This window comes from Pseudomonas sp. NUPR-002, from assembly GCF_056322725.1.
The window spans coordinates 3,446,810-3,461,402 of record NZ_CM150476.1; the positions used below are offsets into that span (position 1 = coordinate 3,446,810).

Annotated in this window: 7 protein-coding genes; 6 read left to right on the forward strand and 1 reads right to left on the reverse strand. The window is 61.0% G+C overall.

Annotated features, from left to right (window positions below):
• The first annotated feature begins 6 nt into the window (after nucleotides 1-6).
• Genes ACVWSC_RS15555 through ACVWSC_RS15570 form a run of 4 tightly spaced genes read left to right on the forward strand, consistent with a single transcriptional unit; the run spans nucleotide 7 to nucleotide 5,719 of the window.
• A complete protein-coding gene (locus ACVWSC_RS15555; RefSeq protein WP_442107533.1) occupies nucleotides 7-1,539 on the forward strand; it encodes a TolC family protein in 1,533 nt (510 codons plus the stop codon).
• A complete protein-coding gene (locus tag ACVWSC_RS15560) occupies nucleotides 1,523-2,290 on the forward strand; it encodes an efflux RND transporter periplasmic adaptor subunit (protein WP_442107535.1) in 768 nt (255 codons plus the stop codon). Before ACVWSC_RS15555 ends, ACVWSC_RS15560 begins: the two co-directional genes overlap by 17 nt.
• Nucleotides 2,283-3,623, forward strand: a complete 1,341-nt coding sequence (locus ACVWSC_RS15565; RefSeq protein ID WP_442107537.1) for an efflux RND transporter periplasmic adaptor subunit — start codon at nucleotides 2,283-2,285, stop codon at nucleotides 3,621-3,623. Before ACVWSC_RS15560 ends, ACVWSC_RS15565 begins: the two co-directional genes overlap by 8 nt.
• Nucleotides 3,623-5,719: a site-2 protease family protein gene (locus ACVWSC_RS15570; protein WP_442114311.1), complete on the forward strand. Its 2,097-nt coding sequence runs from the start codon at nucleotides 3,623-3,625 to the stop codon at nucleotides 5,717-5,719. Before ACVWSC_RS15565 ends, ACVWSC_RS15570 begins: the two co-directional genes overlap by 1 nt.
• Before the next feature lie 110 nt (nucleotides 5,720-5,829).
• Here ACVWSC_RS15570 and ACVWSC_RS15575 read toward each other — a convergent pair whose 3' ends face one another.
• A complete protein-coding gene (locus ACVWSC_RS15575) occupies nucleotides 5,830-7,512 on the reverse strand; it encodes a LuxR C-terminal-related transcriptional regulator (RefSeq protein ID WP_442107539.1) in 1,683 nt (560 codons plus the stop codon).
• Nucleotides 7,513-7,665: 153 nt separating this feature from the next.
• Here ACVWSC_RS15575 and ACVWSC_RS15580 point away from each other — a divergent pair, with 153 nt between their 5' ends.
• Nucleotides 7,666-11,766 carry an autotransporter outer membrane beta-barrel domain-containing protein gene (locus tag ACVWSC_RS15580; RefSeq protein WP_442107541.1) on the forward strand — a complete coding sequence of 1,367 codons (4,101 nt, stop codon included), beginning with the start codon at nucleotides 7,666-7,668 and terminating at the stop codon, nucleotides 11,764-11,766.
• Nucleotides 11,767-12,023: 257 nt separating this feature from the next.
• On the forward strand, nucleotides 12,024-14,021 hold the full coding sequence (locus tag ACVWSC_RS15585) for a hypothetical protein (RefSeq protein ID WP_442107543.1): 1,998 nt from the start codon (nucleotides 12,024-12,026) through the stop codon (nucleotides 14,019-14,021).
• Nucleotides 14,022-14,593 lie beyond the last annotated feature (572 nt).

Here is a 14,593-nt window from a genome sequence, read left to right on the forward strand (position 1 = left end):
CTGACTATGCTAAGACTGCCGCAAACGTTGTTCAGTACGGCCATCGCCTCCACTTTTTTGTTGGCCGCCTGCTCTGCGACCAAACCGCATGAGTACACCGAGGACGAAGCGCGTCAGCGGATCGTGCGTGATCAGGCGCAGATGTATGCCAACCAAGAGCCGGTAACCCGGCCGATCACCTTCTATGAGGCGGCGGCGCGTGCCCTGAAGTACAACCTCGACTACCGTCTGAAGCTGATGGAAAGCGCGCTGGCCAGCGATCTGCGTGACGTCTCCAGCCACGAAATGCTCCCGCGTCTGGTGGCCTCGGCCGGCTACGCCGGGCGTAACAATGATTCGGGCGGTACCTCCATCGGCATCGAAGACCGCGAAGAAAGCTTGCGCGCTTCCACCTCCGAAGAGCGCTATCGCGAGCTGTACGGCCTGGGCCTGAGCTGGAGCCTGCTCGACTTTGGCGTGGCCTATTACCGCACCCAGCAGAAAAGCGACCAGATCCTCATGGCCGAGGAACGTCGGCGCAAGGTGGCGCAGAACGTTCTGCAGGACGTGCGCAATGCCTATTGGCGTGCGCTGAGCGCGCAACGCCTGATGCCGCAGGTTGACCGTTTGCTGGTGCGCACCCACCAGGCGCTGCTCTCGGCTCGCCAGGCAGAAACCAAAGGCTTGCTGCCACGCCAGGAGGTGTTGGCCTACCAGCGCGCGCTGCTCGACTCGATTTACCTGCTGACCGTGCGCCGCCAAGACCTGGAGTTCGCCCGCGCCGAGCTGTCGGCACTGATGTCGCTGCCACCGGGTTCGCGCCTGGTGCTGGCCGATGAGGTTGAGCCGCGCTTGCCCGAGGTGTCTCAGGACATCGACAAACTCGAATTGCTGTCGCTGAAAAACCGCCCGGAAATCATGGAAGAGTGGTACCGCAAACGGGTCAACGAGAACGACCTGAAGATCGCCAAGGCGCAGTTGTGGCCGAACGTCAGCCTCGATTTCGGCTACAAGTACGACTCCAACAAGTTCCTCTACAACAGCGGCTGGACCGAAACCGGCCTGCAAGTGTCGATGAACCTGTTGCGTCTGCTGCAGTTGCCTTCGCTCAACAGCGCCGCCGAGTCGCAGAGCAAAACCGATGATTTGCGCCGGGTCGCCTTGTCCATGGCCATCCTCACCCAGGTACGGGTAGGCACCCTGCGCTACCAGCTGGCACGCCAGGAAGTCGAGTTTGCCGACCAGAGCCTGCAGGTCGACCAAAGCCTGTTGAACTACGCTGAAGCGGCACGCACCACTTCGTATGGTTCGGAGCTTGAAGTGATTCGTGCCGAAGGCCGCTACCTGCTCTCGCGTTACCAACGCGAAGCCGCCTATTCCAGCGCCCAGGCGGCCTGGGGTCGACTGTACAACTCGGTAGGCCTGGACACCTTGCCCAAGCAGATTGAACAGCACGACATCCAGACCCTGGCGCGGGAAATCAAGCGCACGCTGGATACCCAGGAAAACGCCAATCTTCTCGTCAGTACGCAAGGAACGCCGAATGCCACGCAGCCTTGAGCGCCGTTTGCTCGCCGTATTTCTGTCGCTTTCACTCAGCCCTGTGCTGGCCGAAGACACCGCGCCAGCCCCTGACCCGCAAGACCCTGGCACCATCCGCGTGTTGTTGGTGGCACGCCTGGAAACCACGCTGTCGAGCCAGATGGCCGGCACCCTCGGTGAGTTCAAAGCCAGCCTTGGCCAGGCCGTGGCCAAAGATGCGCTGCTGGCCCGCTTCGACTGCGCCGAGGCTCAGGCCCGGTCGCGGGTCGCCGCTGCCGAGCTGACCATGGCCAAGCAGAACCTCGACGCCAAGCGCAACCTGCGCAAGCTCGATGCCGTGGGTGATCTGGAAGTGGCGATGGCCAACACCGAGCTGCAAAAGGCCGATGGCGCCCGCGCCCTGGCCCAGGCCCAGAGTGGCTATTGCCTGGTGCAGGCGCCGTTCGCCGGGCGGGTGGCCAATGTGCATGCCAAACCCTTCCAGACCGTCGCGGCCGGCACGCCGTTGTTCGACCTGGTCAGCGATGGCGCCTTGAAGGTGCGTTTGAATGTGCCCTCCAGCCTGCTCCCCCGGCTCAAGGCCAACCAGGCGCTGGACGTCGAGATTCTCGAAACCGGCAAAACCTATCCGGCCCACGTCAGTGCCATCAACGCCCGGGTCGATGCCGTCGCCCAGACGGTCGAGCTTGAAGCCCGGCTGGACGCCGAGCATCCCGAATTGATCGCCGGTATGAGCGGCACTGCCCGGTTCCCACGCGCCGATGACTGAACCTCTACCGCACCCGCAATTGCTGATGGCCATCGCGGCCCTGCGCGACCGCGCGCTGGCCGCCGATTCCCTCAATGCCCTGGGCTTTTCGATTGCCAACGATCCATACTCGCTGTTGCAGTACCACCAGGCGCTGGTGTTCCAGCAGCAAGGCCAGCGCCTGGAGCTGCTGTGCGTGTCGGGCCTGGCCCGCCCCACCGAAGACTCGCCGTACCTGGTCTGGCTGCAGCGCGCCGTGCGCTGGCTGGCCACCCAGCTAGAAGATGACCAGCCCCGTTGGCTTGGGCGCGAGGCCGTCACGCCACCAGACGACATTGCCGAAGGTTGGGCCGAATGGTGGCCCACTGGATTGTGGTGTATTCCCCTGCACGACCGCGAAGGCCAGCGCCTGGGGCTGGTGCTGTTTTTGCTGGATGCACCGCCCGCACCCGCCTTGCAGCCGTTGTTCGACGGGCTGTGGCGCACCTGGGCGCATTGCTGGGCAGGCTTTGCCAAACAACGCCGGCTACTGCGTTGGCGGCCCAGTAAACGTCAGTGGATGCTGGCCCTGGCGGTGGTGCTGGCGTTGTTGCTGGTGCCGGTCAGGCAAACGGCGCTGGCGCCGGCAGAGATCGTTTCGCGCGAGGCCGTCATCATCAGCTCGCCGATTGATGGGGTAATCGACAAAATGCTGGTACGCCCCAATCAGCCAGTGGAAAAAGACACCGCACTGTTCAGCCTCGATGAAACCACGCTCAACAGCCGCGCCGAGGTGCTCAGCAAGGAAGTCGCGGTCGCCGATGCAGAGTTGATGGCAGCCAGCCAGCGCGCTTTTGACAACCCTCAGAGCAAGAGCGAGCTGACCTTGCTCAATGGCCGGGTGCAGCAGCGCCGGGCCGAATTGGCAGCGGTCAAAGCACAACTGCAACGCACCCAGGTACGCGCGCCCAGGGCTGGCGTGGCGGTGTACAGCGACCCCAACGACTGGCTAGGCAAACCGGTATCCACCGGCGAGCGCATCCTGTTGATCGCCGAACCGAAACAGCCGGCCATGCTGATCCAGCTGCCGGTGGCTGACGCCATTGCCCTGGAGCCGGGGGCCGAAGTCACCTTGTTCCTCACCGCTTACCCGCTGACGCCGCTCAAAGGGCAGGTGCTGGAAACCAGTTACCAGGCCCAGGCCAATGAAGAAGGTGTGGTTGCCTACCGCTTGCTGGCCAGTGTCGAAGGCCAGCCCGAGCATGCGCGGTTGGGCCTGCACGGCACTGCGCGCCTGCATGGTGAACGTGTGGTGCTGGGTTATTACCTGCTGCGCCGGCCGTTCGCCGCGCTGCGCGCCTGGAGCGGGTTGTGATCGCCAACGCGGCTGAGCAGCCGCTGGCACCGCTGCGCGATGACCTGCGCTTGCAGGAAACCGCACCCGACAGCCACGGTGAACCGGCCTGGGTGATCCAGGACACGGTGGTCAACCGCTTCTACCGCATTGGCTGGCTGGAGTTCGAATGCCTGCTGCGCTGGGACCGCACGCCGCAAGCCATCTGCAACGCCATCCACGCCGAAACACCGCTGCGCCCGGACGTCGAGCAAATCATCGAGTTTCGCCAGTTTCTGGAGAACCATCAATTGCTGCGCCCCAGCCGCGAAGCGCTCGCCCGCCTTGCCGCGCGCAGTGAAGGCAATGCCTGGCTGAGCTGGCGCTGGTGGCTGCACCATTACCTGTTTTTCCGCGTACCGTTGCTGCGCCCGCAGCAGCACCTGCAATGGCTGGCGAAAAAACTCGACTGGCTGTTCCAACCGTTGACCGGGCTGGTGGTGTTGCTGCTGGGCATCACCGGCGTGCTGCTGGTACTGCAACAGTGGGACACTTTTACCACCGCAGTGGTCGAGTCGTTCTCCGCTTCCGGTTTGGTCAGCTTTGCCATCGCCCTGGCACTGGCCAAGACCCTGCATGAACTGGGGCATGCGCTGGTGGCCACACGCCTGGGGCTGCGCGTCGGCCACATGGGAATCGCCTTTGTCGTGATGTGGCCGATGCTCTACACCGACACCGGCGAAAGCTGGAAGCTGCGCAGTGCCAAACAGCGGCTGGCGATTGCCTCGGCGGGGATCATCACCGAACTGGCGTTGGCCGGGCTCGCCACCCTCGGCTGGGCATTGTCCGACCCCGGCCCGTTGCGCAACGCCCTGCTCTATCTGGCCACCACCAGTTGGGTGTTGTCATTGGCGCTCAATGCCAGCCCGTTCATGCGCTTTGACGGCTATTTCATCCTGTCCGATCTGCTCGACTTTCCCAACCTGCACGAACGCTCCTCGGCGCTGGCGCGGGTGACCCTGCGCCGGGTGCTGCTGGGGCTCGACGAAGACTGGCCGGAAGCCTTCAGCCCAGGTAAGCGCCGCGCGCTGGTGGCCTTCGCCATGGTCACCTGGGTCTACCGCCTGGTGCTGTTTCTGGGGATCGCCGTGGCAGTGTACCTGCTGTTCTTCAAGGTCCTGGGGATACTACTGTTTGCCGTCGAGGTGGCCTGGTTTATCGTGATGCCCGTCTGGAGAGAATTGAAATATTGGTGGAGCCATCGCACCGGTATCCGCCGCAGCCGCCGTCACCTGTGGTGGGCTGTCGGCGCCGTGCTACTGATACTGTTGGCGGTGCCTTGGCGTACCCAGGTGCATGCCCTGGGCGTAGCCCGTGCCGAACAGCAGCTACGCGTCTTCGCCCCTTACCCGTCGCGCTTGCAGACCCTGCACCCGGCAGGTGCGGTGGCGGCCGGTGCGACCCTGGTGACCCTCGATCAACCCGATATCGCCTCCCGGCTTTCGAGCAGCGAGGCCAGTGCCAAAGGCTATCAGGCGCGGCTCGATGGTTTGATGGCCGATCCGACAGGCGCCGATCAGGCCATTGCCACCCGCCAGCGCCTCGATGTGCAGTTTGAAGAAGCGCGCGCCGCGCGTTCGGAAATCGCCCGCCTGACCTTGCAGGCGCCCTTCGCCGGGCAATGGCTGGATCTGGACCCCAACCGCCAGCCAGGCCAGTGGGTGCACAGCCGCGAGCCCATCGGCATTCTCATCGACCCCAGCCGCTGGCAGGTGGATGCCTACGTCGATCAGGACGAAGTGCAGCGCTTGGTACAGGGCGGCGCCGTGCGCTTCTACCCCGAAGGCCAACCCACACCGATCAACGGTAAGGTCCTGGCCATCGGCAGCACCCGTGTCAGTCAGTTGCATCACGCCATGCTCACCTCGCGTTATGGCGGACCGCTGACGGTTGCCAGCCGCGGCAAGGAACTGGTGCCCACGCCGCCGCTGTTCCATGTGCTGATTCAGCTCGACCAGGCCCCTCCTGCCCTGCGCGAAACCCGTGGCCGCCTACAGATCGACGGTGAACGGCGCAGTCTGCTCGGTGAAGGACTGACCCACGTCGCCGCCGTGCTGTTGCGCGAAAGTGGCTTCTAGGTTGTGTAGGAGCGGGCTTGCCCCGCGATAGCGGTGTGTCAGGCAGATCGCGATCGCGGGGCAAGCCCGCTCCCACCAGCGAAGGCTTCCGGCTGATCGTTCTGCAGCGATCAGACGGGCACGACTGCGGGGCATTCAAGCCCGACCAGAAACGCCACCTCGCCATTCTCGTGCACCACCCGAAAACTCCCATCCATCGACTGCGCCAGGTGCTGGCACAGGCGCAAGGCAATGCCGCGGCGGTGTTCCAGTGCCTGGCACAAGGTGATTGCCAGATTAAGGCTCACCACCCCATTCGCTTGCAGGTGGGTGGCGACGCTGATGCGCAGCGGGGCTTTCGGCGCAGCCTCGTGGACGTACTGCAAGAGGTTGTCCAATAACGCCCCGAGGCGCTGGCCATCGAGCCACACCTGCCGCACTGCAACCGCGCCCATCTCCTGCCGGGGCACAGCGGCGTCTTTGGGCAGTGTCGCGTTGAACACGGCAATGCGCGCGGCAAGCCATTCGACGATGTCCAACTGCTCTGCAGCCACCAGCGGCCGTGTACGCCTCAGGCTATTCATCTGCGCCAACTGCGCCAGGCATTGGGTTAGCCTGTCCAGCGCAGCTCGTCCCGGCGCAGGCAGTTGCACGCTGCCAAGGCTGGCATGCAGGCGCTGTAGGGGCACGGAAAGTTCCTCCAGTGCTACAGCAGAGAAATCGGTCAATTCGCGGAATCTAGCCTGAGCCTGCTCATGGGCATCACGCAGTTGACCGAGCAGGGTTTGCCGGTCGGTGAGGTCTTCAAAGCTACCGACCATGCCCTGCACAGCGCCCTGTGCATCACGCCAGGGCTCGCCCCAAAACTGCAGAAAATGCGGTTCGCCAAGAATCTCGACACGGCTCTGGATGCTGACGGCCTCGGCTTTTTCCATGAACGCATCATACCGGGCCTGGTAATGGCGGCCCTGCTCGGCCGTGAACCAGAAAGCATCGGCAAACCGCCCTCCTTGTACGCGATCCAGGGTGGTGTGGTGCAGCACCAGAAAAGGCTGGTTGCACAACAACAAGCGCCCGGCACGGTCACGCACAAACATCGGGTTGGGCGAGGCTTCAAGCAGCGCACGCAACAGCGCATGCTGCGACGGGTCACTGAGCGTCTGATCCTGCGGGTCGGCAGGCACCAGGGTGGTGACCCCCGAGGTGCCGATGCCATTGCGCTGGGCAATGCTTGCCAAGGCCAGGCGCGAGTCCACCTGAAGCTTTTCCTGCAGGCGGGTCTTGTAGGTGCTAACGGTCTTGTAACTGATCGACAGCTGCTCGGCGATAGCCTGGTTCGAGCGCCCCTCGCTGATCAATTCCAGTACCGTCAGTTCCCGTGCTGACAGGGTGTCCAGCTCTGTTGCCCCGGGAGTGGCCGACGCCGCTGCGCCCTCGCGGGGAAAATAACGCCGACCATGCGCCACGGCATGCAAGGCCCGTTCAAGTTCGAGCGGCTCATCGTGCTTGCTGACAAAACCGTCCACGCCTGCCTGCATGCACAGGCGCGCGTACGGGTTGCTGTTGTGCCCGGTGTACACCAGAAACTGCAGGGTCGCATCGCGCAGCTTCAAGCGCTGAATCAGGTCCAGACCGCCCAGCCCGCCAATGGTCAATTCAAGAATGAGCAATTGCGGTGAGTCGTTGCGGGCATGCACCAGTGCCTCTTGGGCATTACCAGCCTCGGCCACTACCTTATGCCCCAGGCGCGTCACCATCTGGCCGATGGCCGCGCGCAATAACGGCTGTGGCTCAACGATCATCACCCGACTCATCCGAGCACTCCTTCGCGGCCAGTACAACGCTGAAAGACAAGCCTAGACCAGTGCAGCCTTCAGTGAAGCTCCTACAAGCACCTAAGGCGACTCCTACAGAGAAAGTACCTGCCTAGGCAGACACTTCCACCCTACATTTTGTTGGAGGTCGTCATGAAACACACCACCGAACACGTACTGCCTCTCGACCATCTGGCCCATAACCACCTGGCCCTGGCGATCAGCCTGATCCTCGGTAGTCTGTGCTATCTGCCGGTACGAGAGGTAGAAGCCGAAGATGCCGTCATCACCGTTGAACGTCTGGACGAGCCACTGCCCTCCGCTGCCGGCCTGAACATCGGCCGTATGGCGCTGATGGGCCTGTTGGGCGCACCGGCGCCGATCATCATTACCATCGCCAATGGGGTCGGCATCACCAGCGGTGCCGCAGACAGCTCCAGCGTCATCCTGCGTGCAGCCAACAGCACCGGGGTGAAAGCCACTGCCGGGGTGCAGATCAGCTTCGAGCAAGGTTCGGTGGTCAACGGTGCAGTGACCGGCGCCACCGCCAATGGCCAGAAAGGTCTGCTGGCTGAAGACAGCGGCAAGATCAGCGGCAGTGGTGTCAAGGTCGAGATGCTGCCACAGACGGCGCTCGGCGTACCCTTCACCGCCAGCAACATGACCGGCGCCACCGCGCAGAACGGCGGTAGCATCACGCTCGACAACAGCCACATCAGCATGGGCGGCTTGAGCGGCAGCAACAACGTCGGCCTGCTGGCAAGTGGCAATGGCAGTGCCATCAACTTCAGTGGCGGCGACATCAGCACCCTGGCCAAAGGCTCGGTAGGCGTGCTGGCCAAGGATGGCGCCGGCATCACCCTGAGCAACGGCACCACGGTCAGCACCAGCGGCGCGGTAAGCGGCAGCAACATCAGCCACAGCCTCAAAGCCGAGTCTGGCAGTCATATCAACGCCAGCGACATCACCGTCAACACCAGCGCGGCATCGGCCAGTGGCGCACGTGCCGAGAGCGGTAGCGAGATCACCCTTAACGACAGCACCTTCAACTCCACCAATGCTGCCACCAGCACCACCAGCACGGCGGTATTGCACGCCCTGGATGGATCGAAGATCACGGGTAAAGGGCTGAACCTCAGCAGCAGCGGCACCTACGTCGCCGGTGCCCGCGCCGAAGCGAGCAGCATTTCGCTGACCGACAGCCAAGTCAGCGTCACTGGCGGCGGTGCGATCCTCAACCCCAATGCCGCGGCCAGAGCCATGGCCGGCGGCAGCCTGGTGCTCGACCACAGCGTACTGTCTGCGCAAGGCACCTACGGCCACGGTGTCTCCATCGAAGGCAGTGGTAGCCAGGCGCAGGTCAGCGACAGCACAATTTCGGTACTTGGCCCACGCTCGATCGGCCTGAACATCACCGGCGGCGCCACGGCCGAGGTGAACAAAAGCCAGATCAACGTCGATGCCCTCAATGCCACCGGCCCGTGGTCGCCGGGGGTATTGGTCGAAGGCCCTGGCTCAAGCCTTGTGCTCAATGACAGCCAGGTCCATACCACACCGAAAACCAGCTATGGCATCAGCGCCGGCAACGAGGCCGAGGTCAAGATCTCCCATGGCAGTGTCAGCACCGAGGGCAACTATTCGGCGGGTATCAGCGCCGGCAACGCCACAATCACCGCCGACAACGTCAACGTCTACACCTCGGGTAACGACAACGCCATGGGCGTGGTCGCCAACGAGAACGCCACGATCATTCTCAATGGCGGTACGGTTACCACCAGCGGCAATGGCTCAACGCTGCAGTCCAACCTGACCTTCCCCCATGCCCTGGCCTCACGCAACGAAGGCGCTCTGTTGATTGCCAACGGCACCCACCTGCTGACCACAGGCCTGCAGGCCTACGGCGCAGCGGTGGATGACGGCGGCAGCATGCAGCTCAATGGTGTGTCGGTGAAAACCGAGGGCGATCGCTCGATTGGCCTGTACGCCGGCATTGGCGGTCCGAAACCAGGCAGTGTCAGCCTTGAAGCCAACAGCGTCACCATTGAAACCCTTGGCGCCAACGCTGCCGGGGCGCGGGTCAGCCGCAACTTCAAAGACGGCTACGATGCCAGCCTGAGCCTCAAGGACTCAAGCATCCGCACCCACGGTGAAAACTCGGCCGCCTTGCACGCTGAACGTGGCGGCCAGTTACAGGCCGACAACAGCGTTGCCAGCACCACCGGCAACGGCGCCCATGGCGTGCTGGTCAGCAGTGCGCCAAGCTCGGCCACGCTGTCCCAGGCCAGCGTCATTACTCAGGGCGAAGCGGCCCATGGCATGCTGGTCAAAGACGGTGCTCAACTGAGCGCCACACAATCGACCGTCAGCGCCGCAGGCGCTGATGCCGCCGCGCTGTACCTGCAGGGCAGCAGCCTCGCCGCCAGCGAGGCGGAGCTGAGCAGCACCGTGCTGCACAACCTCAGCGGCGCCACCGTCGCGGTTGACGGCGTTGCCGACCTCGACTTCGAAGACGTGATCGCCGGCGGCAGTGGTCTGTGGTTGCAGGTCGATGCCGGCGCAACTGAGCCCGGCCTGGCCACCCTCAACCTGGCCAGTTCCCAGGTCAATGGCGCCGCAACCACAGCAGCAGACAGCACCTCGAACCTGACCCTGAGCGATACCAGCCTGTGGAAGCTCACCGGCAACTCAAATTTGACCAGCCTGCGCAACGACAACAGCCTGATCGACTTCAGCGCGCCGGTCGGCGGCAGCTACAAAACCCTCACCGTCAGGGACTACGAAGGCAACAACGGCACCTTTGCCCTCAACACCTACCTGTACGATGACCAATCGCCCTCGGACAAGCTGGTCATCGATGGCGGCAAAGCCACTGGCAGCAGCAACCTGCAGATCAACAATGCCGGCGGCCCCGGCGCTCTCACCACCGGTAACGGCATTCAGGTGGTCGATGCGCTCAACGGCGGCACCACCGAAACGCAAGCGTTCCGCCTGCTCAGCCGGGTCAAGGCGGGCCCTTATGAGTACACCCTGCACCGCGCCAGCCTGGACGACAGCAACGGCGAAGCCTGGTACCTGCGTTCGACCAAAGACGCCACCCCGGTCGACCCAACACCAAAACCTGACGACGACAAACCGAAACCCGATCCTGATGATGACAAGCCGGTGAAGCCCACTCCAAAGCCTGACAACGACAAGCCCGCTCCGGTCAAACCTGTCCCCACCCCGGACAACAACACCCCGGCGCCAACACCCGCCCAGGTGCCGAACTATCGTCCGGAAACCTCGCTGTACAGCGCCATCCCCGGCATGACCCTGCGCTACAGCCGCATGCTGGTAGACACCTTGCACGAGCGTATGGGTGAAGAAGTACGCAACGCGGTCGACCCGCTGCCAGGTGAAGAACGCAGCGACTACGGCCCGTCGCTGGGCTGGGGCCGCCTGATCTACGGCCAGGGCGAACAGGACCTGGGCAACGGCAGTAGCTTTGACTATCACCAGCAAGCCTTCCAGGTGGGTATCGACCTGTACCACAACGAAGACACCGATGGCAGCACCGACCAGGCCGGCCTCTCCCTGTCTGCCGGCAAGATCAGCGGCGACATCGACCACACCGATGGCAGCTCGGCAGGCGACGCTAAAGTACGCGCCACCGGCGTGGGCGGCTACTGGACCCACTTCGGCCCTGAAGGTTGGTACCTGGACGGTGTGCTGCAGTTCAACCACTTCGACATCCAGGCCCAGTCGCAAGACCTGCCACGCTTCAACACCAAAGGCAAAGGCATCACCGCCTCGCTGGAAGCCGGCTACCCGTTCAAGCTGAACAAGGACGAATCGCTGAAGATCGAGCCGCAAGCCCAAATCATTGTCAGCAAGATCAAAATCAACGACAGCCACGATGCCGCAGCCGACGTGCGCTTCGAAGACGTCGACTCGCTGACCGGGCGCCTTGGGGTACGCCTGGACAAAGACATGTTCCGCGAAGACGACAAAGGCAAGCTGCACCGCACTAATGTCTGGGTCCGCCCCAGCATCTGGCACGAGTTCAGGAGCCAGCCGAAAACCGAGTTCTCTTCCCGCGATGGCTTTGTGCCGTTTACCACGGACATGGGCGGTACCTGGATGGAGGTGAACCTCGGCGTTGATTACCAGGTCAGTGAAAAAACCACGATCCATGTCTCCGGTGGCTACGAGAAAGGCATGGACAACGACAGCCACGGTTACGAAGGAATGCTTGGCATCAAGGTCAAGTTCTAGTCGCCATCTAGCGCAATAAACCAAGGCCCGAAACAGTTCGGGCCTTGGTGTTTCTGTTGTCTGATGTTTGCTTTCTCATCAACGGCTGACCGGGTCTCTCAGCCCGCTTCAACATCGACTGCCACAGTGATGCTGCCGTTACACCTAGCATTTTTGTCAGGTTACGGCCCGGTGAACAGCGGGTATAAATCACAAACACGTCTTGGACGTTTTCGCCGAACTTGCTGATCAACAGACCAATAGACAGAGGCCTTTAAATGAACACAAAAGTCCCATCTCTGACCGGTGAACAAGTACGAGAAGCATATCAACTGAGTCAGCTAGAGCGGCGCAAGGCTGCAGAAAAAGTAAGAGACCTCGTTGAACTGGACCCAATCGTTTTGCTCAAATTGCTTCCCAATGATGAGGGGTTTGAGGAGAATCTCATTCCAACTGCGATGCTCTCCAACGACCTTGAGGCGGAGATAAAGAACGCTTGGGCAGGCACGGGAGTAGCTGATTTCCTTGTCTTTTTCAATCAGGGCACCACGCCTATCATTGAAACAAACTACCCCAGACGTCCGCCGTTTCCCTTAGCCATATTGATACCCTCCGGACACTTCCAGGCAGCAGGCACTTACACGCTGCGCTATTCCGTATATAACGGTGGAGGTGACAATAATTCTTCACCCAGCACGTTCACCGTGGATCGAGACGACCCCCATCGGAACATCGTACCGCCTCAAATTGAATTTGATACAAACGTCATCACCCCTGACTACCTCAACACCAATAACGGTTTGCCTTTCACTCTTCCGCTATTCAGTCATCCGCGGCCTGGAGATACGGCAGAAATCCATATGAAAATAATGGATACGGGGGTCATTCATCACGTCGCAAGCATCGCCAAGCGACCAGTCCAGGGCTTTGACCCACTCGTGCCGATGACCGGCGTCATTGCAAAAGATGTTTTCATCAATAGCAGTGGCGATCCTATTTTTGAAGACGGCACCGTCGAGTTTTACTACTACGCTTACTCTCGCGCAGGTAACCAAACGAAATACCCCGATGTCGCTCAGGTTTCGATCGCATTCAAGCCCATGGCAAGCGGCTTGAAAAAGGCCATCATTCCTTTAGCAACGGAAAGCCCTGACCCATTGATCGATCGCTCCGATGCCATCCTCGGTGTTGTCGTTGAAATCGAAGAGTTCCTGAACTATCTGCCGAAAGATGAAATTGAAGTGACCTGGGGTGCTCGTTCCTTGGCGCGCTTCCCGGTCGGCAGCAACCCACAGTTTCCGTTGCAGTCGCCTGCTATCCCCTACGGCGTTTTAATCAGCGAAGGTGATGCAAGTGGCGAAGGACCCAAAACCGTTTCAGTCGACTACCGCGTGATGCGAGGACTTATCGAGGCCAAGCCCGATACAGCGGTAACAACCTCGGTAGACCTGCGCATTCCAGGCCCGGTAAACCCCAATCCAGGGCCCGAAAACCCGCTATTGGGCACGGTGGTGGTGTATGGCGGTGGGGCCAATCCAGAAAAAGACAGCATCAGGGTCGAGGACATCGGTCAACCTGTCAGAGTGCAGTTGCCGGCTTATCCCAACATGCAAGCCGGGGATGTGCTTGAGGTTGTCTGGAACAACACGCTGACAGGCGCCACGCACGTTGTACAAGGTACTGAAACCGACTTCGACATTCGCATGCCATTCGACGTTGTCACGGAGCACGGTGACGGACCCGCTGTACCCGTGCAAATTCAAATCACCAACCCCTCGCTGCCCCCAGGCAACCCCACCATTACCGTACTCACGCCCGTATCGGTCAACACCTTCCAGTTGGGAACCCTGACTTCGGTGATCTTCCCCGACAGGAATAGGTACAACGCCTTGGGTTGCTGCCAAAGCATTTGGGAAGGTGCGAAAGCCAGGATTGGCGGTGACCCGGTGAACTTTGCCGAAAAGGATACCGTTACCGTGTTCTGGGTCGGACGTGATGAGTTGGGAGCAGATGTTCCGGATACCGATGGCAGCCAGGCGTACACACTCACCGCCGCACAAGCCACAGATGGTTTTGACCATGTGGTTGCCTTTGCCGAGTTTGTCCAGCCGATAGCGAAAGAAAAAGCCAATCTCTTCGTCTGGTACGAACTGCAGAAAGTCGGAGGCGCAAGCGGTAAAGCAGACCCATCGGATATCGAAGTAACTTACACCAGCCCTGACGGATGCGAATGCATCGGACCTGGCGTCTGTGATACCAGCGCTTGCCGAACCTAAGGAAGAAAGACCTGAAGCTGCGATCACTTGTTGATACAACCATCAGGCTCATCGGATTTTTCCTACATAAATAATGCAAAATTAACCCTATTGTCTGCAGCGTCAAAACAGAAGTTGATGAGCCTGGCGCTTGTGCACGCCCATCAACTTCTGACTCACCTATAGATACAGGGAGCCGATGCATGCCAATGAATAACACATACACAAAAAAAACGTTTCGCAAAGTTTTACCTTTATGCCTGAGCCTGGCGACCGCAAATGCCGTCGCTGACCAAGTCTTGGACAATGAACAGCGTACGCTGGCTAAAGGTACCGCAGCTGACAATTACAGCCTGGTCAACGGTTCTGTATTAACTAGCGACGGCAGCAACTTGCTGAATGTCTTGATCTCCAACTCCACATTAAACTTAAGCAATGCCGCTGCCGGGCAAATTAGAGCCATTTCCTCTAACGTTAATATCGACAACGCCCAAATCGCCGGTAACGGTCAGTTCAGACAAGCTGTTACTTTGACAGCCAGTAGTGCGCGTATCAATGGTTCAACCTTGGTGAATAATGGAACCCGAGGTGCA

Coding starts and splice junctions, on each gene's coding strand:
- ACVWSC_RS15575 (WP_442107539.1), bottom strand. CDS start 7,512: ATGAGTCGGGTGATGATCGTTGAGCCACAGCCGTTATTGCGCGCGGCC.
- ACVWSC_RS15560 (WP_442107535.1), top strand. CDS start 1,523: ATGCCACGCAGCCTTGAGCGCCGTTTGCTCGCCGTATTTCTGTCGCTT.
- ACVWSC_RS15565 (WP_442107537.1), top strand. CDS start 2,283: ATGACTGAACCTCTACCGCACCCGCAATTGCTGATGGCCATCGCGGCC.
- ACVWSC_RS15555 (WP_442107533.1), top strand. CDS start 7: ATGCTAAGACTGCCGCAAACGTTGTTCAGTACGGCCATCGCCTCCACT.
- ACVWSC_RS15580 (WP_442107541.1), top strand. CDS start 7,666: ATGAAACACACCACCGAACACGTACTGCCTCTCGACCATCTGGCCCAT.
- ACVWSC_RS15585 (WP_442107543.1), top strand. CDS start 12,024: ATGAACACAAAAGTCCCATCTCTGACCGGTGAACAAGTACGAGAAGCA.